Consider the following 22070-nt stretch of genomic DNA (forward strand, 5'->3'; position numbering starts at 1 on the left):
CAACCAAGCGCAGTCCATGACCTGCTCTCCGCCAGTCTCACCGTACTCAAATGTTCAGCAAGAAAACTCTACGGTCGGCAAAGAGCTCTACCCGCATAGATGATCCGAGTGTTGTCATGCTCGCGACCGCCCGGAATTCCTGCCGGGCACCGCTCCGGGAGAGCCCCCCCCATGCCCCGAATATCCCGCTCGCTGGTCACCGTTCTTTCCTCCCTCGCCCTCGCCACCGCCGGCCTCACGGTCGCAGCCGGCACTGCCCACGCGCAGAGCTGCAGCCAGGACTACCTCCCCCTACCCGACTCCAGCTGCCAGCCCGGTGACTTCAATCCGGATGTCACGCAGTCCACCATCGACTCCACGATCTGCGTCTCCGGATGGACTGCGACCGTCCGGCCGTCCAGCTCCTACACCACCGCGCTGAAGAAGAAGCAGATCGTCGAGTACGGCTACACGGACACCAGCACCTCGGACTACGAGGAGGACCACTTCGTCCCCCTCGAACTCGGCGGTGCCCCCAAGAGCGAGCTCAACCTGTGGCCCGAGCCGGAGTACGGCACCACCACCGCGGCCAACAAGGACACCGTCGAGAACAAGCTCAAGAAGGCCGTCTGCGCCGGCACCGTCACCCTCGCCGACGCCCAGGACGCGATCGTCACGGACTGGACGACCGCACTGACGAACCTCGGCCTGAACTGATCCCTGGTCCCGCCTGCACCGCCGTGGGGGCCGGTCTGCTCCTCCGGGAGCAGACCGGCCCCGCTCCCAAGGCAGACCGAGTGCCACACACGGATTTCGGGAGCACGGCGGGACCAGCGACCAACTCGCGGGCAAGGGCTGCGCCTGGTCGTGCAACGCCCCGTCGCCCGGGAGCCCTCGGCGCCGGCGGTGGAGCAGATCGTGCGGACCCGCAGCACCCGGCCAGGCGCTCGGCGGGGCTTAGGTAGCGGTTCGACCAACGCCCAGCGGGACACCTGGTCCGCAGCGACCGGCGCCCTGGCGCTGCTCGTCCTCCACAACCACCGCCCTTCCCGCTCCCCGTGGTACCGCACGAAACGAGTCCACGCGGAGTGATCACAGTGAAGCCGGTCTTCCTCCCGGGCCCGCATTGTCAGCAGTGATCGTCTGTGAGACTGAACCCAGTCTTCGGCTCATCCGCGTTTCCACCTGCACTTCACACCCACCGGGTCCTTCTGGCTCAACCTGGTGGAACGCTGGTTCGCGGAGCTGACCAACAAGCGGATACGGCGAGGCGTCCACAAAACCGTCCACGCCCTGGAGAGGGACGTCCGCACCTGGATCGCCGCGTGGAACACCGACCCCAAGCCCTAAGTATGGGAATTCCTGACGGGAATGCCGTGACGCTCAACCCGTCACACCTTGGGCCTGGAGCGGGCGAGCCCATCCGCTACGAGTTCCGTGTCCGCGGTCCGGTCCCGGAGAACGCTGCGGAGACGTTCCCTGAGCTGGAGGCCGTGATGCTGGGCAGACGGACGGTCTTCTACGGCACCGTCATCGATGAGGCGCAGCCTGCCGGCCCGCTTCCGTGTGCTGGGCGGCTGGTCGCGGAATTGCGACCGCTGCCGCATTGCTCCCGTGGACGGGAGGGATGGGCGGCGGCGCGGATGCGGCGGCGATCGGGACACGCGCACCGTGTTGGGCGTCGGCTCCCCGAGGCCCCGAGGCCCCGAGGCCCCGAGGCCCCGCGTCCCCGCGTGAAGATGAAGTTGCCCGTGCCGGGCGTCGACTCACCACGCTCCGGCGACGGCTGTGAGGTTTTCTTAGCCCAACGGTGACGTTGAGAGTGCGATACGGGGGCACACGAACCCGGCACGGTCCATGCGGGTGTCCGGCAGGAGGAGCCAGTGGCCGGTCATGAGATGTTCGCCGCCAGCGCGTTGTCGGCGGTGGCAGCGATTCTGCTCGCGCGATGGTGCCTGGCGGGCCGAAACAGCAGCCCAGGTACTGTCGCTGCGTACCGCCGTGCCTCACGTCGGGCGACGTTGAGGGCTGCCTGGCGCATGGGCAACGCCACCGCCCAAGCCGGGCAGGGCCTGCCGACGGACGCGCCGTACGCTCAGCGGGCGGTGCAGGAGGCCGAAGACCTGGTGCACGGCTACTGGCGTCAGATCAGTCCCCTCTACCTGCCCCAGCACGATCGCCATCAGCACTGAACTCCGGAGTCCGACCACTCAGTCGGGACGCCGTCCCGGGACAAGAGGACACCCCCGGGCGGGGTGCCCGGCGCGCTGGAACGGGTATCCGTCGGCTGTTCGGGCACCCGAGACGCCATGCACGGGCAACATGTGCGTCCCACCAGCGGCGGTCTCATCGGCCAGGCCTCCACAGCCGAGCCATCGCCGCCCGGTCGCGACGGTGCCAAGCACTCGCGCCGAGGCAGGCGCACCGGCAGCCTGCGCCGCCGCGTCCTCGCCTACCGGGCCATCGATTTCCTGTCCACGCACATCCCGGACGACCCCGGCCCGGGCGACGAATGCCTGCTCCTTGTGCACACCCGCCAGGTCGTCGGCCAGGTCCGGTACCGGATCTGCACTGACTGCGCCCTGGGGGTCATCACCGCGGTCGTCATCGATGAGCGTTTTCACAGCACCGGCCTGGACACCCGTGCGCTGTCACACCTGCGGTCCCGCCACCCGGGACAGAACTGGCGCAGCAGATGGGTGATGCCGAGTACGACCACCTGGTCAGCGTGCAGCTCGGTGGCGACCCGACCGATCCCTGCAACCTGCGGGTGGATCCGGCCGATCTAGGCCACAAGAAGGGTGCCGGGGTGAACAACAAGAAGGATCCGCTGGAGACGAAGTTGCACACCGCGGTCTGCGAGGGCCAGGTCACGCTCGCGGCCGCGCAGCAGGCCATCGTCACCGACTGGACCACTGCCCTGACCACCCTTCACCTCGGCTGACAAGGCGGCTGGAGGACCTGCGACTCGTACGCCGGAATCGACGGGTCTGTCGCCGGTACGAGGAGGCCCCGGCTGAACGGGCGGGGGAGAGGCGGACTTTGACCGGTGGCGTTCATCTCCGGCCACTGCCGGGATCTTGTCCAGCAGCGGCAGCAGTTGGGTGACGTCGTTGGGGTTGCGGCCGGTCAGCGACACCGCGAGCGGGATATAAAGTCCGGAAAGGCAACAGCTTCCAAGGTTCCTCACAGCTCTACGTCCCCCCGGCTCCCGGGCTCTAGCGATCTGCTCCAGCAGGACACCATCCACGTTTTTATGAAGCCGGCTGCGCCGCTCTCGTCTCCAGGGATCCGGAAGAGGCCCGGCGGGACACTCGTAGGATGCCTGCATGCCCAAGCCGTTATGGATGAGCCGCCGCACATGGATTGCTGCGTGGGTGGTGCTGTGCGTGGCCGGTATCGCTGCCACCGCCGCACTGAACGCCTTTCCGGCGCCTGACCCGCAGCCCGAGAAGCCCGTCAGCGCCGAGTGCGCCGAGTACATCGCGGACGTCGAGGCGCAGCTGGCCGAGGCCAAGAGGGAAGGCAACGACGACGGCGTGCTGGCCTTCTCGCGAACCAGGGTCGGCGCGGACGACTGCCATGATGCACTTCTCGACCACTTCAGCGGGGACCGGTGAGCCGTCTGGCTCACCCGATTCTGGTCATCGACGTGATCCCGGTGGAGAACCCGCAGCGAGCTGGACACGGGTTCCTCCTCATCGCTGTGCCGCGCAGCCCCATGGCGCCTGCGCTGTCCCCGCCGGTACGGCACGTGTCGGAACTCGGTCAGTGATCCAACTGTGCAGGGCACGGGAGTTCCTCAGGTTCACGGTCTCGCTGCCCGAAGCACCTGCGCACGTCGGCGGACCACAGAGATCTCAGGACGGCCTAAATCTGGGCGTCGTCACTCGACCCGGCCTCTATGGCCAGCTCGTAACTGCTCGTGGTGCGATCAGTCAAGCGATGCGAGTGAGCGGGTAGATAGGCCATGTTTTGCGCTGGAAGCGATCGGCTGCGAAGGAGTGTCGTTGAGCAAGTCAGTGCCGGTGATCTTCGGTGACGCGATGTTCTGGGCTCACGACGTGGCACTCGGGGTTCTCTTCATCGAGGCGGCGCGAGTCGGTGCAGAGACACTGGCGGACCTGCGGCCCTGGTGGTGGTCGGAGCTGGAGCATGGTCCCCGCACGCACGCGCTGGTGGGCAGCAGCTTCGCCGTTCAGCTCGACGAATTTGGCGTTGAACAGCGACAGGTACTCCTGAACTGTGTTGTGGAGGGCCCGCGGCGGCGTGGACCGCAACGAGGTTTCGACCCGGCCCGAGTTGGAGGAGAGCGCGACCAGCTTCCTGCGCGGTGCAGAGCACATCAATGGGGCTTCGCTTGTCGAGCTGGCGGAAGCTCTGGTCGACCTGGCTGCTGGCACGCTTCCTCCGGTGGTTGCGTGGTAGCGGACGGCCAGCTTGTCGTATCCGGTGGCGACCGTGGGGTGTCTCTTGAGGCGGTTGATCCCGCACTCGACTGCATGCCGCTGCTTGTAGTCGTCCTTGTCGAAGTTGGGCGGGCGGCCCGCCTCGGGAACCGAGCTTCTGACGGTTGCTCACCTGGTCAGACTTCTCGGGGATGGTGCATTTGGCGGTCGAGCAGGGACAGAAGCCGTTGTCCGTGCTGATCGCGGCAGGCCAGCAGCATGACAGTCCCCAGTTCCGGCCGGTTCTCGCCGGCATTCGAGTGCCTCGCACCGGAATCGGCCGCCCCCGCACGAAGCCTGACCGGGTGTGCGCAGACAGGGCGTACGGATCCCGGGCGAACCGCGCCTGTCTACGCAGGCGCGGCGTGAAGTGTCAGCCCACCCCGCGAGCGGCCGAGACCGTGGTCCTCGGGCTCGGTGTCGACGCCTCCAGGAGGCTCCTTCTGCAGATCCCCCCTTTACGCGCTCCAGCGGCGTGCTGATCAGCGCGGGCGATGGTGGAGTCGACGCTCACATCCCACGTGATGAGGACCCCGGGCCTTCCGCTGCGAGGCCGTTTCCGTGGTCCGGGCCGGGACGGTGGCCCGCCACTTGCGCCTGCGGACACGCGGCTGCAGCTCGTCAGGGAGCCGCATGGCGAGTTGGACACCGGCTCCAGGCCGTCCGTGGCCTTCCTGGACGCCTCCGGCATATGGGCCCCAACTGCGGTGTGCACCGCCGCCGGGGCCCATATGCCCTCTACTGCCCAGCAGTTCGCGACCCTGGCCGAAAAGACCGCAGCCCGCCTTGTGCGCGGCCGCGGGCGGGGAGCCGTCGTCGGCGCTGTGCGTGCTGTACGCGGGCGTTGCCGGGGCCTGCGCTAGAAGGTCAGGTTCCAGGCGTCGATCTTGCCTGTGTCGGAGGCAGCGTTGTCGTTGACGCGCAGCTTCCAGGTGCCGTTCGCGACCTCTGTGGAGGCGTTCACGGTGTAGGTCTGGGCGATGTTGTCGGCGCTGCCGCCGGTGTGGTTGTGCAGCGTGTAGAGGGTGCCGTCCGGCGCCACCAGGTCGACCTTCAGGTCACCGATGTAGGTGTGCTTGATGTCCACACCCACCTTGAGGGTGGCCGGGGCGTTGCCGGTCACGCCGGTGACGGCGATCGGGCTCTCCACGGTCGCGTTGTCGTTGATGGCGAAGTCCGCGAGGTTCTCGAAGTACTTGCCGGGCGGGGGAGTGGTCCCGACGGCCTTGAGGGCGTCGACCTGTCCTTCGCCGAAGAACGCGTTGTTGGCCGTCGTGCCCGTGCAGCGGCTGTCCGAGGGGCAGGCGATGTCGTTGGCCTGCTCGGCCAGCTTGGCGCGGAGCTGCGCCGGGGTGATGCCCGGGTTGGCGCTGGCGATGAGCGCCGCCACGCCCACCACGTGCGGGGTGGCCATCGAGGTGCCGCTCTTGCTGCCGTAGCCGCCGCCGGGGACGGTGGAGTACACGTTGCTGCCCGGCGCCGCGACGTCGATGACGCCCTGCCCGTAGTTGGAGAACGAGGCCTTGGTGACCCCCGTGCCGTTGGCCGCGACCGTGACCACGCCTGGCAGCTCGGTCGGGATGTCGAGGCAGGCGTTGGTGATGGTGCGGGTGGTCGGCGTCGAGTCGTTCGGGCTCGCGGAGTCGGTCGTCTTGTGGGCGAGGTCGTAGTTTTCGTTGCCCGCGGCGGCGATCTGGAGGGAGCCCTTGCTTTCGGCGTACTCCTGGGCGCGCTTGACGCCCTCGATGATGGCGGCCTGGTCGATGTTGTCCGGGCAGTTGAACTGCCACGGGTCCGTGTAATAGCTGTTGTTGGTGACCTGGAAGCCGTGGTCACCGGCCCAGACGAAGCCGCAGATGGTGTTCTCGGCGAAGAAGAAGGCGTTGCCCGGCTCGGCGACCCGGACTGCGGCTATCTTCACCCCGGGGGCCACGCCGACGACGCCCTTGCCGTTCTTGGCCGCGGCGATGGTGCCCGCTACGTGGGTGCCGTGCGTGTCGACGTCCCGCCAGGCGCCGGCACGGGTGTCGGGCTTGCCGTAGGCGCAGGAGACCGAGTCGGGCGCATCGAAGTTGGGCGCCAGGTCCTGGTGCTGGTCGTCCACACCGGTGTCCAGGATGCCGACCTTGACGGAGGCGGAGCCCGGGTTCACGGCCCAGGCCTGGTCGGCCTTGATCTGGCTCATGTCGGCCCGGACCGGTTCTCCGGCCGGGGTCGAGGCCCGGGCCGGATTGGCCGGGAGCGCCGGGTTGTAGGCGTCGGCCGGGACGTCCGAGGTGCGCGTGGCGCCGACCTGTTGCACGCCGGCGACGCCGCGCATGGTGGCGGCGAATCCGCTGGACGCCGAGTGGGCGACGATCACGCCGATGGCGTCGAAGTTCGAGAAGACGGTGCCGCCGTTGGCCGTGATCGCCGAGCGGACCGCCGAACTGTCACCGGGGGCGGTGATCACGAGGTAGGCACGCGTCCCGGCCACCCAGGTCGCACTCCGAGAAGCCGGCACGGCGGCCGGAGCGTGGGTCTTGGCGGTCGGCGCGGTGGAGGGGGCGACGGGGAGCGTGCCCGCGAGGGCGCCCGGGGCGCCGAACGCGAGGGCGGCGCCGAGCGTGGCCGCCAGCACCAGCGTGCGTCTAGGACGGCTGGGTATGTGGGGTATCAATGCATCCTCCAAAGACGGCCCCGCCGTGCTGAGGACACGGGCCGGGCCGTACGAAACGAGTAGTGGATGCAAGATGTCAGGTGCATGATCCTGTACGGAAGTACCTTTCCGTGCAGGGACGTTACAGAGGCATGGCTGAAAAGAGACGTACTCCGGGCCTCGGGGGCCGGGATTCACCGGGAGCTCGGCGGCCTACTGCCCTCTCGGGCGACAGGAACGCACCGCCCAGGCTTCCGGTAGGGCAGCCGTCGCCCCCGAGCCGAATGCACCGCGGGCCCGGATGTGACCGGGCGCTTCACCTGGCGGTTGAGCGTTCGAATTGGCGGGCTGTGCGCTTCAATCGCTGAGAGAGCACGATGTTTCGCCGGCTCCCGTTTCATCCTCGGCTCATGCATGCCTTCATGTCCCATAACCGCAAGTACAAACAGTGGGTCACCCCGTTCGCCTCCAAGATGCGACTGGCAGGCGCTGACATCTGGTGGGACGAGTGGGAGATCCATCCGGTGACCCCGTCGTGGGCAAAGTCAATCAAGCTCTCGACGCCGTCGACACAGTGCTCCCCTTCTGGTCACGCGATGCTGCAGCGTCGAAGTGGGTCATACCGAGATGGAGTCTGCTCTCACTCCGTCGGGGAGCGGGCGCCTGAGCCGGGCAGGCCAGCAGGCCGGGGAGGTCATCTGGCATGGTCGGTGCAGCGTCGGTGAGTCGGCCCAGCGGGCCCGGGATGAGCGAGGACGAGCGGGCAGGCACGGTCTTGCGTCGTGGTGATCAGGGACTCCTCGACACCTCATGATCACCGGAAGTCGTGCCTGCCTCCGCGTCAGCCCCCGCCGACCAACTCGCGGTCCTGCCCCAGCTCCTGAAGCCCCATCAACCCGGATGCACCGCCGGAACGACGCAGCCCTGCCCGCGTACCCCGTCGGTCACCGTCATCGTGGCGCCGACGGGGTACGCCTGTCACCCGCGAGCGGAGTGCGACTTCAGCGGATGCGGTGCTTCCGCCAGAAGGGGCCGAGGTCCCTGTGCGTCATCGACTGTGCGGCCTTCTTGAAGTCGACGGTGGTGGAGACGCCGTACCAGTGGTCGTGGGCGTACTTCTTGATGAGGCGCGCCATGGTGCCGGCCCCGAGGACGTGCTCCAGGTCGGCCAGGACGCAGGGGCCGATCCCGTACACGACCTGGAAGTACTCGCCACGGTGTGTAGACCAGTAGGCCATCGAGTTGGTGAGCGCGGCGGTGGCGCTCGGCCAGGAGTCGTCCGGCGAGCACTCGAACCCGTCCCAGCGGTAGTAGCGCGCGTTGGCGTACTGAGCGAAACTCTCGTCCAGCCAGGGTGAGTTGTACTCGTCGTTGCCCACGACGCCGTACCACCACTGGTGGGCGATCTCATGGACGGTGGCGGCGCCCTCCTCCCCGGTGCCGAGGATGACCAGGCCGGGGTACTCCATGCCGCCGGCGAACCCGGGGGTCATGACGAGGTCTATCTCGCCGTACGGATAGCGGCCGAACTCCCTGCCGAACCGGTCGATGGCGGCGACGCCGTCCTTGCGGTTGAGGCGGACACCGGCGGCGGGCGTGTTCGGTGACCAGTACGACATCACGCGCACGCCGTCGGGCGAGGTCTGGGTCGCGGTGCGGAACGGGCCCGCCGCCCATGCGAAGTCCCGCACCAGCTTGGCGACGCTGTGGGTGACCGTACGCCCGGTACCGCCGGGGCGGGTCCATGTGCTGCCGGTCGCCGGGACCTTGAGGGCGGACGGGTGGTCGAGGCGCACCCGGAAGTCGCTCGCCAGGGTGTAGAAGCTCTCGCCGTACGACACATACGGATCGAGGTGCCACCCCCTCGCGTCGTGCACGGCGAGGACCGGCAGCGCGTTGCCCAGGAAGCGGAACGCGCCTTCGCGGCCGAAGCGGTTGTTGCGTGCGGGCACGGTGAGGGCCACGTCGAAGGAGACGGCCGTCCGCTCACCGCGTGCGAGCGGCCTCGGCAGAGTGATGCGCAGCGCCGTGCACTTCACGCCGGGGCGGCCCGGAGTGCCGCCGCGCACGTGGGAGACGCGGACGGGGGACGGTCTTCCGGATGTCCCGCAGCCGTCCTCGCCATTGCCCCACAGGCGTATGTACACCTCACGCAGGGGCCGGCTGGAGGCGTTGCGGAAGGACACCGTCTGCCGGCCCGCCCAGTGGGAGCCGTCGGCGTCGGCGCGCAGCTTCACGTCGTAGCTGGGGCGGTCGGGCGTCGCGGGTTCGGCCGCTCTCACCGCGGCGCCGGGCGCCGGGCCGGACGGCGTGCCGGCCTCGGCCACGGTGGAGCCTGCAGTCGCGAGCAGCGCGAGCAGGGCGACCAGCAGTCGGCGACCGGTTCTTGAGGGGCCCGTGGGCGACGAAGGCAACGAAGGCATGGCAGACGACATGACAGATGACATGCCAGCGGATCTTGTCACAGGGTTCCCCACGGCCGACACAGGCCCGCGCGAAGAGGGGAGGTCGACTCCGCTTGGGCGGCGAAAATGCCAGGGTACGCAGGGGATGTTCGCTGTACGTTGGCGCACAGTAAGGATCCCGGTTCAACCCATCCGCAGTTCATCCCCTTCCATGAGGCCTGGCCACGTGTTCCTGACCATCACCACCACCGGCACCCCCGAACGCCCCGCGACCGACCTCGGCTACCTGCTGCACAAGAGTCCCGACAACGCGCAGACGTTCTCCACCTCCTACGGCACTCCGTAGATACGTAGGTTGAAACTGCTCTCCGCTTTGCCTATGGCAGAGACACAGAGGGCGCTGCTCGCCGCGCGGATCAGCGTGGACACCGACGAATCAACGTCCATCCCAAGGCAGTTGGAACACCTCCAGACGTGGGCACAGGTCGTTCGGTGTCCGGCTCTGCGGACCTCCCTGAGCGCCCCTCTATGGGCCCCTGGCTTACCGAGGAAGGACGGGAGAAGTGGGACGTCTTGGCAGTCACCCCACAGGACCGTCTGAGCTGTGACGATCTCCATTTCATGGCGTTCGTCAGGAACGTTCTTGACTGGGGGAAGACCCTCGTTGTCCTGAATGACCCATCCTTCGATATCTCCACAGAGACAGGACGGCTCATTGCCTACGCCAAGGCGACTCAGGCAGCAGCAGAGTTGAGAAAGATCCGGCAGCGCAGGGCGGCGTCGTTCCGGCGGTGCATCCGGGTTGATGGGGCTTCAGGAGCTGGGGCAGGACCGCGAGTTGGTCGTCGGGGGCTGACGCGGAGGCAGGCACGACTTCCGGTGATCATGAGGTGTCGAGTCCCTGATCACCACGACGCAAGACCGTGCCTGCCCGCTCGTCCTCGCTCATCCCGGGCCCTCTGGGCCGACTCACCGACGCTGCACCGACCATGCCAGATGACCTCCCCGGCCTGCTGGCCTGCCCGGCTCAGGTGCCCGATCCCCGACGGGACCAGGGCCGACGCCACCCACTCACCTTCGTCCCCTCCCTGGCAGCGTGCGCGGTCCTGGCCGGAGTGAAGTCCCTGGCCGCGATCGCGGAGTGGGCCGCCGACGCCCCGCCGCACGTCCTGGCCCAGCTCGGTGGCCCATGCCGGTGGTCACCTTCGACGTCCTCCACTCACAGACCGCCCACGCGCGCTTCATCGTCGAGGACAAGCACGCCCACTACATCGCGCTGATCAAGGGCAACCAGCCCACCCTGCACCGGTGGCTGAAGGGCCCTGCCATGGAAGTGCCACTCCTGGACAAGACGTGGGCCACCGCACACGGTCGCGGCGAGATCCGCCGGATCAAGGCCGCCGCAGTCACCGGGATCGCGTTCCCACACGCGGTGCAGGCCGTCCAGATCGTGCGCCGCCAACGGATCGACACCACCGGCAAGGTCACCCTGGAACGCGTCTACGGGGTGACCGACCTGACCGCGGAGCAGGCCGACGCAACCGACCTCGCCCGCCGCGTCCGTGACCGCTGGGGAATCGAGAACAAGATCCACCACGTCAAGGACACCACGTACGCCGAGGACGCCTCCCGCATACGCACCGGCACCGCTCCACGTGCCATGGCATCCCTGCGCAACCTGGCCATCGGCGTTCTCCGACTCGCCAACCGGACGAACATCACCGCTGGACTCCGCCACCACACCCGCGACGCCAACCGTCCACTGATCATCCTCGGCATCATGTCATCCCATGTCATCAACCAGGGCACATCACCTCAACGACGCGGCCCTGGTATGCCCACACCCCCTCGACCACTTCACCGAGTGGGAACACGACTTACTGGTCACCGAATACATCGACGGCCTATCACTGCACCCTTGGGTGGCCCCGCAAATGCCCCCACCACCCAGGCCGACTCGCCAGCCTCTGACTCCGCCAGCTGCTTCGAGGGATGCCGCCACATCGCTCGCAGCCTGGACAATGCCCTCGCACACACGCCCAGCGGCTGGGGCGTTGGGCGGCAGCCGACGCGCGACCGGAAACGGGGCAGAGATGCCCCGACCAGTGTGCCCACATCTTCCGGCGCCGGCGGGACATGGGCCTGGCCGCCGGGTTCGGCCACCGGCTGCCGGCCAAGATCAACCTTACGGCCGACAGGAAGGAGCCGACTCCGAAGGAGACCATCTGCCCAGCCTGCGAGCCGCCCGGTCAGTCACCGTCCCTTTTTGTTGAACCATCCGGACGTCTGGATGATGGACGCGCCGAAGAAGAGGATGCCGAGTGGAACGATCGTGAACCAGATGGCAGCCGCCTTCACTGCGGCGAGCAGGGCGATGGCGCCGATCGCGAGAGCCAGCAGCATGCGGGTGCTTACAAGGACGCGAATCTTGAAAGACAACGGAGGGCTCTCCTATGTTCAGCTGCGCTCTTCGACCAGACAGCGTTCGCTCCCTGTCGGACAGCTGACGACAGTTGTCCAGCAGAGTGGCAGCAACCTCCCCGACGTGACCACAGCCCCGTCGGGACGTTCATGGGACGAGTCTCTCAACGCTGCCTCCCGGAGGCGTCAGTAGAACTACGTAATCGGATACGCAGGCTCACCCGACCCGTTCCGTCGCGGCTGCTCCGCGACCACACGCGGATCTGCGAGGTCTCCGACGGCAGCGACACCTCGCTCGCCCCGGCAGCCGCCTCCGTTGTCCGCCGTCCGCGCGCACGGCACAGCAACAATGCCCGCATTCGGGGCAGGTCCGGGAAGTGTTGCGGGGGTCCACGGCGATCACTTGCCGTCCGGTGTCGACAAGCGGAACCCGCCCCCACAATGGAGAAGTTTCACTGCGTCAGCTGCGCCCACCAGGCGCACGCGGACACGGTGGGCGCCCTGAACGTTCTGCGGGCCGGGCTGGTCCGTCGCCACGCCAACCTGGCATAGGGGGAGGGTCACAGAGGATCACATGGGCACTGCGTGGGTCGGTGTATTGCGGCCGGGGCTCAGTCGTTCCGGGTGGCGGGGGCACGGGAGCCGGGCTGGTGGCGCTCGAAGTAATCGGCGAGGTGCGGGGCGATGGCGGGGACCTCTACCGGAGCGCCGCCCGAACGCAGCGACGTGGTAGCGGCGATGCCGGTCGCGACGGCTTCGCGGGCGGCGACGGGCGACGTCTCCGTTGCGCCGCCGTACGCGACGAAATGCAGGAACTCGTCGACGAGGGACTGATCCGCGCCTCCGTGCGAACCGCCGGTTGCTTCGGCGGGGGACAGGGTGAGATCTGCCTCGGGGCGGTAGCCGGACCGCCGGCGGTTCCACACCTTGATCACCGGGGCGTCGCCCTCGAGACCGTCGCCGAGGTTCTCGATCCGGCCCTCGTCGCCGATGACGGTGTAGTTGCGCCAGTAGTCGGGGGTGAAGTGACATTGCTGGTAGCTCGTGAGCACCCCGTTGTCGAGGCGAGCAAGCACCATGCTGAGGTCCTCCACGTCGATGACGGGGTTGAGATCGCGCAGTGCGGACGGCGGCCAGACACCCTCGTCGAACCAGTCCTGTACCCGCGCCGCATCCTGTGCCTGGGTGCGACGGTGGGGACTGGCGCCGTAGACGGACAGGTCGCCCAGTGCGGTCACCGTGCGGGCGCTACCGCCCGCCAGCCAATGGATCGCGTCGAGGTCGTGTGCGCCTTTCTGGAGCAACAGGCCGGTGGTCCGGGCTCGTTCGGCATGCCAGTCCTTGAAGTAGTAGTCGCCGCCGTGGCCGACGAAATGTCGGCACCACACGGCCCGCACGGTTCCGATCGCCCCCTCTTCGACGAGTCTGCGCATGGTGCGCAGGACCGGCAGATGGCGGAGATTGTGCCCGACGTACAGCCGTGTGCCCGTGCGGGCAGCGGTGGCCAGCATCCGGTCGCAGTCCTCGAGGTCGATGGCCAGAGGCTTTTCGACGAACACAGCGACTTGCGCTTCGAGGAAGTAGAGGGCCGGAGCGGTGTGGATGTCGTCCGGGGTGAGGACGAACACGGCGTCCAGATCGTCTGCGAGCATGTCCTCGTAGTGCTCGTGGACCTGGACACCGCTCCCGAAGATCCTCCGGGCGTCGGCGCGGCCACGCTCGGACGTATCGGCGCAGGAGACCACGCGGGCCCCGCCGGGCCGCTCTGCCCGCACGGCCAGCGCGGCCCGTTGGCCTGTGCCGACGACACCGACGCGCAGCTCCGGTTCGGCCGGATGACTGGTCATGGAGCACCCCTTCATCGGAGACGGGGAGACACGGCTGACGCTTGGGCGCCGGTGGCCGTTGGCCGGTGGGAGGGTCGGCCGCCGGAGCAGGGGCATCGTGACAACTGAGGCGACCAGGGCACGGCAGACATGCACCATGACGCGCTCCATGCGTCAACGCAGCCTGAGCCCGACGGCGACAGCAAGACCATAGATGCTCGATGATGCAATATCAACGCCTAAATCAAGCATCTTCAAGCATTCCATGTCCACTCGGGGGTCGCGGGCATCGTCGCTGATGCGCCGACCGTGGTTCGGGCACGGAGACGGGGCGGACGGTCAGGTCCTCGCGAGGCGATAGCCCTGACTGAGACCCGCCACGGCCGCGATCCCCCGGAAGCGATCCGCGAGGTGGCTTCCGCCTCAGCCGACACCCCCGAACGACCCGGCGGATGATCCCCACCCCCACACTCGGCATCGTGCTCGACGTCACGGGTCGGGTCGAGCGACTCCGTCTCCCGCGAGCAACGGCATCGCTCGGTGGTTCAGCAGGCCAGCGGCAAGGGCGTCAGCGTGGCGCGTCCTCCATGCCTCGGGGTGCCGACGTCCAACTCCTCCCGATCCGGGGCGAGAAGCGTTGCACCGTCGTCGTCGTGGACGACCGGAACGAATCCTAGGCTGTGCGGCCGCGTTGAGAGCCGTGGGTGCCCGCGCAGTGGTCGCGTCTCCGGTTCTGGCAGGGTCCGCGCCCATAGCCCCGCAGGGAGTGCGGCGGTTCGTTCGCCAACCTCCGCCGTGTGCCGTCCGACGCGGCCAGGGTGGCGGTTCTGACCTGCGCCTCTGCACCGGTCGCCCCTGGCCGGAGCGGCTCGCCGAGGCCGCAGCCCCGTCGGCCGCCACCCTCGCCGCGTCGCTCGCCGGGCACTTCGGCCCCGGGTGTGCCGCGATCTGCTCGACGCGGTGACGTTGCGCCGGCTGTCGCGCCCTCCCGAGGACCCCGACTGGCCGCGTAACACCGGGACTTCGGCGGTGCGTTGACATCCTCACAGGTGGTCGCTTTACTCCTGGGCAGACGCCGGAGCCACGCTCCGCGTGTAGAGGCACGCCCAGCCGGTATGCAGGCCCTCGCGCCGCGAGCCCGGCCCGAGTCGCCAGGACGCCCCACGTGTCCGAGGCGGGGACGTGCCCGCGTCCTCTGGAGCTCACCGCATGAGCAACCTGAACACCGCCTCCCGCAAACTCACCGGCGCGGCCATCGGCGCTGCGGCCCTGACCGGCTCTCTGCTCGTCCAGGCGCCCTCGACGCAGGCCGCGACCGTAACCCCGCCGCCCACCCATGCGGCCTTCGACTACCAGATCGGAGGCGCCTACACCCCGCCCAGGGGTGTCAAGGTCGTCACTCGTGACCACACCGCCTCCCCGGCGGCGGGCCTGTACAACATCTGCTACGTCAACGCCTTCCAGGCGCAGCCGGGCGCCGAGAAGGACTGGGACGCGGACCTGTTGCTGCGCGACTCCGCGGGCAAGGTCGTCTACGACGAGGACTGGGGCGAGGCCCTCCTCGACGTCAGCACGGACGCCAGGCGGCAGCGGATCGCCGGCACGATCGGAGCCCAGATCGACGACTGCAGGAGCAAGGGCTTCCAGGCTGTCGAGCCCGACAACTACGACAGTTACACCCGCTCGGGCAACCGCCTGACGGCGAACAACGCACAGGCGTTCATCAAGCTGCTCTCCGCCCGCGCCCACGCGGACGGCCTGGCCATCGGCCAGAAGAACACCTCCGAGCTGGCCGGGAATCGCAAGGCCAACGGCCTCGACTTCGCCGTGGCCGAGGAGTGCGGCCAGTACAACGAGTGCGGGGACTACACCAGTGCCTTCGGGAACAACGTGATCGTGATCGAGTACACCGACGCCGGCAGGTCCAAGGCGTGCCGAGGGTGGGGCGGCACGCTGACCATCGTCCAGCGCGACGTGGACGTCTCGCCGATCGGCACCGGCGGCTACGTCCGCAAGACCTGCTGAGCGCTCCGCCGGGCGTGCAGCGATGTGTCGTTGATCGTCTACGGCGTCGTCGTGGCTGGTCGCGCAGTTCCCCGCACCCCTTCAGGGAGCTGTCGAGCCGCCGTTGACGTCGCCCGGCAGTCCGAAGAGGGTGGCCTGTGACGGCTCGGTGAGGCGTCACAGGCCGACGCTCACGGGCCGACCACTGCTCAATCATGCATATTTCATCGGCGTTTCACGCAGATTCGAACACGACCGCCTCTTGACAGCCGCCTGTCACCGTCGTTTAACTCCTGGCCAACGCCACAGTCGAAGCACTCGGCGGCAGAGGTACGCCCAGCCGGTAGCTGGCCCCGCGCCACAAGTCCGGACTGAGTCGCCAGGACCCCATCGGAGTCCGAGGCGGGGCCGTGCCCACCAGGATCTGGGGCCCGGACATGATCCTCATCTGCGCGATTTCCCCCAGTCGCCGTGACACGACGGCCGTGCCTGGACGCGCTCCTCGCGCTCACCGACCCACCAGGTCCCGCGAGGCCGGCACCCGACCCGCCTCGCCTCAGCCGAGGCGCGCGGTGCCGGCGACAGCGGCACGGCCACCGTCCGGCTCGCAGCGCCCGTGGCGCTGAGCACCGCCCGCCTCGACGCCACGACGGACGCAGGCCGGCCGCACACCCGCCCCGCCGAGACCACCGACCTTCGCCGCGGCCGAAGTGCCGTACACCGAACGCGCGTCGTGCGCGGAAACACCTGTCCCGCAGCTCCACACCGGAGGTACCCATGCATGCAGCCACCCGCAGCGCGCCGCCCGTACGCCGCGACGTGCTGCGCACCGGCGCGGCCTGGGCCGCCGCGGCGGTCACGGGCCTGTCGGCCGCCGGCTGCGCGGCGGGCGGCGACAACGGCGTCAGCGCCGACGGCACCGTGACCATCGAGATGTGGCACGGTCAGACCGACACCGGCAAGAAGGCCCTGGAATCCCTGGGCGCCGCCTTCATGCGCAGCCATCCCCGCATCCGGGTCGAGCTGGGCGGCGGAGTCCTCGCCGACTCGATGCTCCAGAAGGTGACGGCCGCCCTCGCTGCCGGCTCCTACCCGGACATCGCCTACATCTTCGGTTCCGACCTCGCCAGCGTCGCCCGCAGCCCGCAGGTCGTCGACCTCACCGACATGGTCGGACACGCGCCCACGCCCTGGGGGACCTACTGGGAACCGGCACGCGCCGCCGTGACCGTCAACGGCCAGGTGCGCGCCGCGCCCGCGCTGCTGGACTCGCTCGCCGTGGTCTGCAACAAGAAGCTCTTCCGGCAGGCCGGCCTGCCGCTGCCGGAAACCGGCTGGCGGTGGGACGACTTCGTCGCCACCGCCAAGGCGCTCACCGACACCGGCGGCGGCCGCTTCGGCACCGGCTGGCCCGGCGTCGGCGACGAGGACACCGTCTGGCGTCTGTGGCCCATGATCTGGGATCTCGGCGGTGATGTCGTCGCCGACGACGGCAGGCACATCGGCTTCGCCGACGCCGGGACCCGCGCCCTGGAGGTGGTGGCCACCCTGGCACGCGACAAGAGCGTCTACGTCGACCCGAAGCCGGGCACTGAGCAGATGTACCAGGTCTTCGAGTCCGGCCGCATGGGCATGGTCGTCACCGGTCCCTGGCAGTTGCCCGACATCCACCAAGCGAAGATCGACTACCACGTCGTGCCGCTGCCCAGTTTCTCCGGCCGGCCGATGACCATCAGCGGACCCGACACCTGGACCGTGTTCGACAACGGCGCCGCCCGCAGACGAGCTGCCAAAACCTTCGTGACCTGGCTCATGCAGCCCGCGCAGGACGTGCGCTGGGACATCGACGCAGGCAGCCTGCCCCTCAGCCGCCGCACCCGCGATCTGCCCGCCTGGCAGCACAAAGAAAGCGGCACCGAGGGACTGGGGGTGTTCACCAAGGCCCTCGCTACGGCAAGGGCACGCCCCGTCCACGCCGCCTACCCACAGATCTCGCAGGCTCTCGGGCAGGCCATCGTCGCCGTGCTGCTGGGACGGAGCAGCCCCGCCAAGGCACTGCGCGCCTGCGCCGCCGACGCCAACGCCGCACTGCTCATCCCGCGCTGAGGAGCCCCGTCATGTCGCGACTGCCCACCCCGATCACCGTGTCCGGGCCCCCGGACAACCGGCGAGCCCTGCGCCGCAGACGAGCCGGCGAAGCCGCCATGGCCTGGACGTTCGTTTCCCCCGCCGTCCTGATCATCATCGGCCTGAGCGTGGTACCCATCGCCTGGTCGCTGCTGCTGTCCTTCCAGGCCGACGACCTCGTCACCCCCAGCCGCTGGGTCGGACCGGACAACTACCGCGCCCTCGCCCAGGACCCGCATTTCAGCCAGGCTCTGCGCAACACCCTGCTGTACACCGCGCTGTACGTGCCGGCCAGCATGGTGCTCGGCCTGTTCCTCGCGCTCGCCCTCAACCGGCGCATCCGCTTCGTCTGGCTCTACCGCACCCTGTACTTCGTCCCGTTCGTCGTCTCCGCGACCGCGCAGGGCGTTCTGTTCTCGTTCATCCTGGACCCCGAGTTCGGCGCCGCCAACGCCGTCCTGCACCACCTCGGCATCCCGTCCCAGGGCTTCCTCACCGACCCCTCCCAGGCGCTTCCCGTACTCGTCGCGATCAGCCTGTGGAGCGGCACGGGTTTCTGCCTGGTGATCTACCTCGCGGCGCTCCAGGACGTGCCGGCCTCATTGACAGAAGCGGCCCGGCTGGACGGCGCCGACCGCCTCCAACTCCTGCGCCACGTCACACTTCCCGCGCTCAGGCCCGTCACGGTGTTCCTGCTGCTGTGGCAGACCATCGAATCCCTCCAGGCGTTCGACCTCGTGTACGTCACCACCAAAGGCGGCCCCCTCGGCTCCACCACCGTGATCGTCTACTTCATCTGGCAGCAGGCCTTCCAGAACGCCACCGCCGGATACGGGGCCGCCTCGGCCTACGTCCTGGCCGTATCCCTGGGCCTGATCGGCCTGGTCCTCCAGCTCCTCCGCCGCCGCGTGCAGGGAGCCTCCGCATGACCACAGTCTCCGCCCCGCCCGACGCCGCACAGGCGGCTTCCGCCGCCCCCAGCCGCGAGGTACGACGACGCACCCCGCGACTGCCCTTCAGCCCCTGGCACTTGCTGCTCGCGCCAATGGCCCTGCTCTTCGCCGTCCCCTTCATCTGGCTGGCGCTCAGCTCGGTGATGAGCAACGCCGAAATCAACCGTTTCCCGCCCGCGCTGTGGTCCTCTCACCTGGACCTGGGCGGCTATCGCTACGTGCTGGGCAACGCGATGTTCCCCCGCTGGTTCGCCAACTCCCTCCTCGTCAGCCTCGTCACGGTCACCGCGAACCTCGTGCTCGGCACCCTCGGCGGCTACGCCTTCGCCCGGATGCGGTTCGCCGGCTCCCGGCTGCTGCTGGGCCTGATGCTGGCCACGATGGCGATCCCGTTCCAACTCACCATGATCCCCACCTTCCTGGTGATGAAGCAGCTCGGCCTCATCGACACCCTCGGCGCGCTGATCGTGCCGTCCCTGGTCACGCCTTTCTCGGTGTTCCTCCTGCGCCAGTTCTTCCTCTCCCTGCCCCGCGAGCTGGAGGAGGCCGCCTGGATCGACGGCTGCTCACGGCTCCACGTGCTGTGGCGGATCGTGCTGCCCCTGTCCCGTCCGGCCCTCAGCACGGTGGCGGTCCTGACGTTTCTCAGCACCTGGAACGACCTGACCTGGCCCCTGATCGCCATCAACCACGACACCCAGTACACGCTCCAGCTCGGCCTCACGACCTTCCAGGGACAACACCACACCCAGTGGGCCGCCGTGATGGCCGGCAACGTCATCACCGTGGTGCCGGTCCTGCTCGCCTTCCTCGGCGCGCAGAAGGCGTTCATCCAGTCCATCACCTCCACCGGACTCAAGGGCTGACCCCGTTCGCCCCCGACACACCCCTCAGGCAGGAACACCTCAATGCCGCACTCATTCGACCTGCTGGTCATCGGTGACGCCAACCCCGACATCGTCGTCGGCCCGCTCGACGGCCCGCTCGCCTTCGGCCAGCGCGAACAGCTGGTGCCCACCGGCACCCTCACCGTCGGAGGATCCGGCGCGATCGTCGCCTGCGGGGCCGCCCGCCTCGGGCTCAACGTCGCCTTCGCCGGCCGGGTGGGCGACGACGACGCAGGCCGCTACATGCGCGACCAGCTCCTCGCCCACGGCGTCGACACCGAAGCGCTGCGGCTCGACCCCGGCCGCCCCACACCCATGACGGTCGTCCTCACCCGCGGAGACGACCGTGCCATCATCACCGCCCCCGGCACCCTGACCGCGACCACGGCCGACGACGTACCCGCGACACTGCTGAAAGCCGCGCGGCACGTGCACGCGGCCTCCTACTTCCTGATGCCACAACTCGCCGTCGCACTCCCGGACCTTCTGCGCACCGCACGTCGGCACGGCGCCGGCACCTCACTGGACACCAACGACGACCCGGCAGGCCGTTGGCAGGCCTCAGGCCTGGACGCGGTCCTGGCCCACACAGACTTCCTGCTGCCCAACGCCGCCGAAGCCCGGCGCCTGGCCCGCGTCAACACCGACGACCCCGCCGAGGCCGCCGCACGGCTCGCCCGCCGGGGCCCGGTCACCACGGTCAAGAACGGCGCCGACGGCGCCCTGTGCCACGACGGCCAACGGCTCTTCACCACCCGGGGCATCCGAGTCCAGCCCGTCGACGCGGTCGGCGCCGGGGACAGCTTCGACGCCGGATTCATCGCCGCCCTGCTCGACGAGACACCCCTGCCGGAGGCCCTCCGCTTCGCCGCGGTCTGCGGAGCCCTGTCCACCCGCGCCCACGGCGGCACCACCGCACAGCCCACGCGGGACGAAGTCCTCGCCCGCCTGTCCGAGACCGAGGAAACCCCCGAATGACCACCCCCAAGATCGCCTTCATCGGAGCGGGCAGCGTCGTCTTCACCCAGGGACTGCTCGCCGACCTCCTCGCGTTCCCCGAACTCAAGTCGGCGCACATCGCGTTGCACGACATCGACACCGAGCGTCTGGCCACCGCGCACGCCGCCGCCGGCCGGATCGCGGACACCCTCGGCGCCAACCCCACCGTCACCGCGGACACCGACCGCCGCACAGCCCTCGCGGACGCCGACTTCGTGATCAACATCGTGCAGATCGGAATGGGCGAGGCCACCCGGACCGACTTCGAACTGCCGGCCCGCTACGGCGTACGCCAGACCATCGGCGACACCCTCGGCATCGGCGGCATTTTCCGCGCCCTGCGCACCTTCCCGTTCCTGAGGCAACTGGGGCGGGACATCTCCGACGTCTGCCCGCAGGCCTGGCTGCTGAACTACACCAACCCCATGGCCATGAACGTCCAGTACCTGACGCAGGCCACCGGCCTGACCCGGGTGGTGGGACTGTGCCATTCGGTGTACTGGACGATGCGCGACCTCGCCGATCTGGTCAAGGTCCCCTATGAGGAGATCAGTTACCACGCCGCAGGCGTCAACCACCAGGCATGGGTCCTGCGCTTCGAACACCAGGGCAGCAGCCTCTACCCGAAGCTGGACGAACTCATCGCCTCCGACAGCCAGTTGCGCCGAAGGGTGCGGGTCGACATGTACCGCCGACTCGCTTACTACCCGACGGAGACCAGCGAGCACTCCTCCGAGTACGTTCCCTGGTACCTGCACCACAGCAGCGAGGTCGAACGGCTGCGGCTGCCGATCGGCGAGTACCTGAAGATCGTCGACGAGAACGTCGCCATCTACGAGAAGACCCGCGAAGCGCTGGCCGCAGGAACACCGGTCGCCGTCGAGGGGACGATGGAGTACGCGCCCCAGATCATCCACAGCATGGTCACCGGCACCCCGCGCACGGTCTACGGCAACGTCCCCAACCGGGCTCTGATCGACAACCTGCCCGCGCACGGTGTCGTCGAGGTGCCGTGCCTGGTGGACTCCCTGGGCGTCCAGCCGACCCGGGTCGGCTCCCTGCCGCCCCAGCTGGCGGCGCTCAACCGCACCTACCTGAGCGCCAACGACCTGGTGGTGCAGGCGGCGATCGAGGACGAACCGCGGCACATCAGGCACGCGGCGATGACCGACCCCGCCACGGCCGCGGCCCTGCCGGTCGAGGACATCTGGCGCCTGTGTGACGACATGGTCACCGCCCACGGCGACCTCCTCCAGCCGGGGCTGCGCATCCGCCTCGGCTCGTGAGCGCCGTGATCTGCGGGCCGACCGTGCCAGGCCCCGACCGGACAGGGCATACCCGTCATCGTGCGCCGTGAGGAGCCTGGCTTTTTTGCGGGTCTGG

General features: G+C 68.8%; 18 protein-coding genes and 6 pseudogenes. 18 read left to right on the forward strand and 6 right to left on the reverse strand.

Translation table 11 applies throughout. From position 1 onward, the window contains the following. Positions 1 to 171: 171 nt before the first annotated feature. The 5 genes and pseudogenes from RKD20_RS45430 (at position 172) to RKD20_RS45450 (ending at position 2923) form a co-directional block, all read left to right on the forward strand. Entirely contained in the window at positions 172 to 696 is a 525-nt protein-coding gene (locus RKD20_RS45430; protein WP_424882877.1) for a hypothetical protein, read from the forward strand. 453 nt (positions 697 to 1149) lie between these two features. Beyond that, a pseudogene (locus RKD20_RS45435) lies at positions 1150 to 1326 on the forward strand (IS630 family transposase); the annotation flags it as partial. 536 nt (positions 1327 to 1862) lie between these two features. Then, positions 1863 to 2171, forward strand: a complete 309-nt coding sequence (locus RKD20_RS45440) for a hypothetical protein (RefSeq protein WP_424882878.1) — start codon at positions 1863 to 1865, stop codon at positions 2169 to 2171. A gap of 63 nt (positions 2172 to 2234) precedes the next feature. Further along, complete coding sequence (locus tag RKD20_RS45445) at positions 2235 to 2768, forward strand: hypothetical protein (protein ID WP_424882879.1); 534 nt, start codon at positions 2235 to 2237, stop codon at positions 2766 to 2768. Next, complete coding sequence (locus RKD20_RS45450) at positions 2675 to 2923, forward strand: hypothetical protein (RefSeq protein WP_424883512.1); 249 nt, start codon at positions 2675 to 2677, stop codon at positions 2921 to 2923. Before RKD20_RS45445 ends, RKD20_RS45450 begins: the two co-directional genes overlap by 94 nt. A gap of 117 nt (positions 2924 to 3040) precedes the next feature. Here RKD20_RS45450 and RKD20_RS45455 read toward each other — a convergent pair. After that, a pseudogene (locus tag RKD20_RS45455) lies at positions 3041 to 3130 on the reverse strand (IS5/IS1182 family transposase); the annotation flags it as partial. 178 nt (positions 3131 to 3308) lie between these two features. Between RKD20_RS45455 and RKD20_RS45460 the strand changes: the two are divergent. The 3 genes and pseudogenes from RKD20_RS45460 to RKD20_RS45470 all read left to right on the forward strand — a co-directional run. After that, positions 3309 to 3599, forward strand: coding sequence for a hypothetical protein (locus tag RKD20_RS45460; protein ID WP_424882880.1), 291 nt, complete (start codon positions 3309 to 3311; stop codon positions 3597 to 3599). Positions 3600 to 4248: 649 nt separating this feature from the next. After that, complete coding sequence (locus RKD20_RS45465) at positions 4249 to 4407, forward strand: hypothetical protein (RefSeq protein WP_424882881.1); 159 nt, start codon at positions 4249 to 4251, stop codon at positions 4405 to 4407. 172 nt (positions 4408 to 4579) lie between these two features. Next, positions 4580 to 4738 (forward strand): annotated as a pseudogene (locus tag RKD20_RS45470) (IS5/IS1182 family transposase); the annotation flags it as partial. A 60-nt stretch (positions 4739 to 4798) separates the two neighbouring features. On the opposite strand, the pseudogene RKD20_RS45475 reads toward RKD20_RS45470, so the two are convergent. The 3 genes and pseudogenes from RKD20_RS45475 to RKD20_RS45485 all read right to left on the reverse strand — a co-directional run. Beyond that, positions 4799 to 4953, reverse strand: a pseudogene (locus RKD20_RS45475) (IS5/IS1182 family transposase); the annotation flags it as partial. A 333-nt stretch (positions 4954 to 5286) separates the two neighbouring features. Beyond that, positions 5287 to 7047, reverse strand: a complete 1761-nt coding sequence (locus tag RKD20_RS45480; protein ID WP_424882882.1) for a S8 family peptidase — start codon at positions 7045 to 7047, stop codon at positions 5287 to 5289. Positions 7048 to 8066: 1019 nt separating this feature from the next. Next, the gene (locus tag RKD20_RS45485) at positions 8067 to 9488 is read right to left on the reverse strand and encodes a M1 family metallopeptidase (RefSeq protein ID WP_424882883.1); all 1422 of its coding nucleotides are present in this window, start codon (positions 9486 to 9488) and stop codon (positions 8067 to 8069) included. Positions 9489 to 9696: 208 nt separating this feature from the next. On the opposite strand from RKD20_RS45485, the pseudogene RKD20_RS45490 reads away from it, so the two are divergent. The 4 genes and pseudogenes from RKD20_RS45490 to RKD20_RS45505 all read left to right on the forward strand — a co-directional run. Further along, positions 9697 to 9810: pseudogene (locus tag RKD20_RS45490) on the forward strand (hypothetical protein); the annotation flags it as partial. Positions 9811 to 9962: 152 nt separating this feature from the next. After that, positions 9963 to 10589 (forward strand): recombinase family protein, encoded by a 627-nt coding sequence (locus tag RKD20_RS45495; protein ID WP_424882884.1) that lies wholly within the window; start codon positions 9963 to 9965, stop codon positions 10587 to 10589. Then, positions 10502 to 10750, forward strand: a complete 249-nt coding sequence (locus tag RKD20_RS45500) for a transposase family protein (protein ID WP_424882885.1) — start codon at positions 10502 to 10504, stop codon at positions 10748 to 10750. Before RKD20_RS45495 ends, RKD20_RS45500 begins: the two co-directional genes overlap by 88 nt. After that, a pseudogene (locus RKD20_RS45505) lies at positions 10660 to 11103 on the forward strand (ISAs1 family transposase); the annotation flags it as partial. The gene RKD20_RS45500 and the pseudogene RKD20_RS45505, both read left to right, overlap by 91 nt. Before the next feature lie 620 nt (positions 11104 to 11723). On the opposite strand, the gene RKD20_RS45510 reads toward RKD20_RS45505, so the two are convergent. Both RKD20_RS45510 and RKD20_RS45515 read right to left on the reverse strand, forming a co-directional pair. Further along, positions 11724 to 11873, reverse strand: a complete 150-nt coding sequence (locus RKD20_RS45510; RefSeq protein WP_424882886.1) for a hypothetical protein — start codon at positions 11871 to 11873, stop codon at positions 11724 to 11726. 629 nt (positions 11874 to 12502) lie between these two features. Further along, on the reverse strand, positions 12503 to 13738 hold the full coding sequence (locus RKD20_RS45515; RefSeq protein ID WP_424882887.1) for a Gfo/Idh/MocA family protein: 1236 nt from the start codon (positions 13736 to 13738) through the stop codon (positions 12503 to 12505). Between the two features lie 1188 nt (positions 13739 to 14926). Between RKD20_RS45515 and RKD20_RS45520 the strand changes: the two genes are divergently transcribed. The 6 genes from RKD20_RS45520 (at position 14927) to RKD20_RS45545 (ending at position 21973) form a co-directional block, all read left to right on the forward strand. Then, a complete protein-coding gene (locus RKD20_RS45520; protein WP_424882888.1) occupies positions 14927 to 15742 on the forward strand; it encodes an endo alpha-1,4 polygalactosaminidase in 816 nt (271 codons plus the stop codon). A 756-nt stretch (positions 15743 to 16498) separates the two neighbouring features. Beyond that, entirely contained in the window at positions 16499 to 17827 is a 1329-nt protein-coding gene (locus tag RKD20_RS45525; RefSeq protein WP_424882889.1) for an ABC transporter substrate-binding protein, read from the forward strand. Between the two features lie 11 nt (positions 17828 to 17838). Then, positions 17839 to 18777 carry a carbohydrate ABC transporter permease gene (locus RKD20_RS45530; protein WP_424882890.1) on the forward strand — a complete coding sequence of 313 codons (939 nt, stop codon included), beginning with the start codon at positions 17839 to 17841 and terminating at the stop codon, positions 18775 to 18777. After that, the gene (locus RKD20_RS45535; protein WP_424882891.1) at positions 18774 to 19667 is read left to right on the forward strand and encodes a carbohydrate ABC transporter permease; all 894 of its coding nucleotides are present in this window, start codon (positions 18774 to 18776) and stop codon (positions 19665 to 19667) included. Before RKD20_RS45530 ends, RKD20_RS45535 begins: the two co-directional genes overlap by 4 nt. Before the next feature lie 42 nt (positions 19668 to 19709). Next, the gene (locus RKD20_RS45540) at positions 19710 to 20666 is read left to right on the forward strand and encodes a carbohydrate kinase family protein (protein ID WP_424882892.1); all 957 of its coding nucleotides are present in this window, start codon (positions 19710 to 19712) and stop codon (positions 20664 to 20666) included. Then, the gene (locus tag RKD20_RS45545) at positions 20663 to 21973 is read left to right on the forward strand and encodes an alpha-glucosidase/alpha-galactosidase (RefSeq protein ID WP_424882893.1); all 1311 of its coding nucleotides are present in this window, start codon (positions 20663 to 20665) and stop codon (positions 21971 to 21973) included. Before RKD20_RS45540 ends, RKD20_RS45545 begins: the two co-directional genes overlap by 4 nt. Positions 21974 to 22070 lie beyond the last annotated feature (97 nt).

It is taken from the genome of Streptomyces sp. SLBN-8D4 (genome assembly GCF_049739545.1).
Classification (GTDB): Bacteria; Actinomycetota; Actinomycetes; order Streptomycetales; family Streptomycetaceae; genus Streptomyces; species Streptomyces canus_C.

Coding starts and splice junctions, on each gene's coding strand:
- RKD20_RS45430 (WP_424882877.1), top strand. CDS start 172: ATGCCCCGAATATCCCGCTCGCTGGTCACCGTTCTTTCCTCCCTCGCC.
- RKD20_RS45450 (WP_424883512.1), top strand. CDS start 2,675: ATGGGTGATGCCGAGTACGACCACCTGGTCAGCGTGCAGCTCGGTGGC.
- RKD20_RS45460 (WP_424882880.1), top strand. CDS start 3,309: ATGCCCAAGCCGTTATGGATGAGCCGCCGCACATGGATTGCTGCGTGG.
- RKD20_RS45485 (WP_424882883.1), bottom strand. CDS start 9,488: ATGCCTTCGTTGCCTTCGTCGCCCACGGGCCCCTCAAGAACCGGTCGC.
- RKD20_RS45510 (WP_424882886.1), bottom strand. CDS start 11,873: ATGCTGCTGGCTCTCGCGATCGGCGCCATCGCCCTGCTCGCCGCAGTG.
- RKD20_RS45515 (WP_424882887.1), bottom strand. CDS start 13,738: ATGACCAGTCATCCGGCCGAACCGGAGCTGCGCGTCGGTGTCGTCGGC.
- RKD20_RS45520 (WP_424882888.1), top strand. CDS start 14,927: ATGAGCAACCTGAACACCGCCTCCCGCAAACTCACCGGCGCGGCCATC.
- RKD20_RS45525 (WP_424882889.1), top strand. CDS start 16,499: ATGCATGCAGCCACCCGCAGCGCGCCGCCCGTACGCCGCGACGTGCTG.
- RKD20_RS45530 (WP_424882890.1), top strand. CDS start 17,839: ATGTCGCGACTGCCCACCCCGATCACCGTGTCCGGGCCCCCGGACAAC.
- RKD20_RS45535 (WP_424882891.1), top strand. CDS start 18,774: ATGACCACAGTCTCCGCCCCGCCCGACGCCGCACAGGCGGCTTCCGCC.
- RKD20_RS45540 (WP_424882892.1), top strand. CDS start 19,710: ATGCCGCACTCATTCGACCTGCTGGTCATCGGTGACGCCAACCCCGAC.
- RKD20_RS45545 (WP_424882893.1), top strand. CDS start 20,663: ATGACCACCCCCAAGATCGCCTTCATCGGAGCGGGCAGCGTCGTCTTC.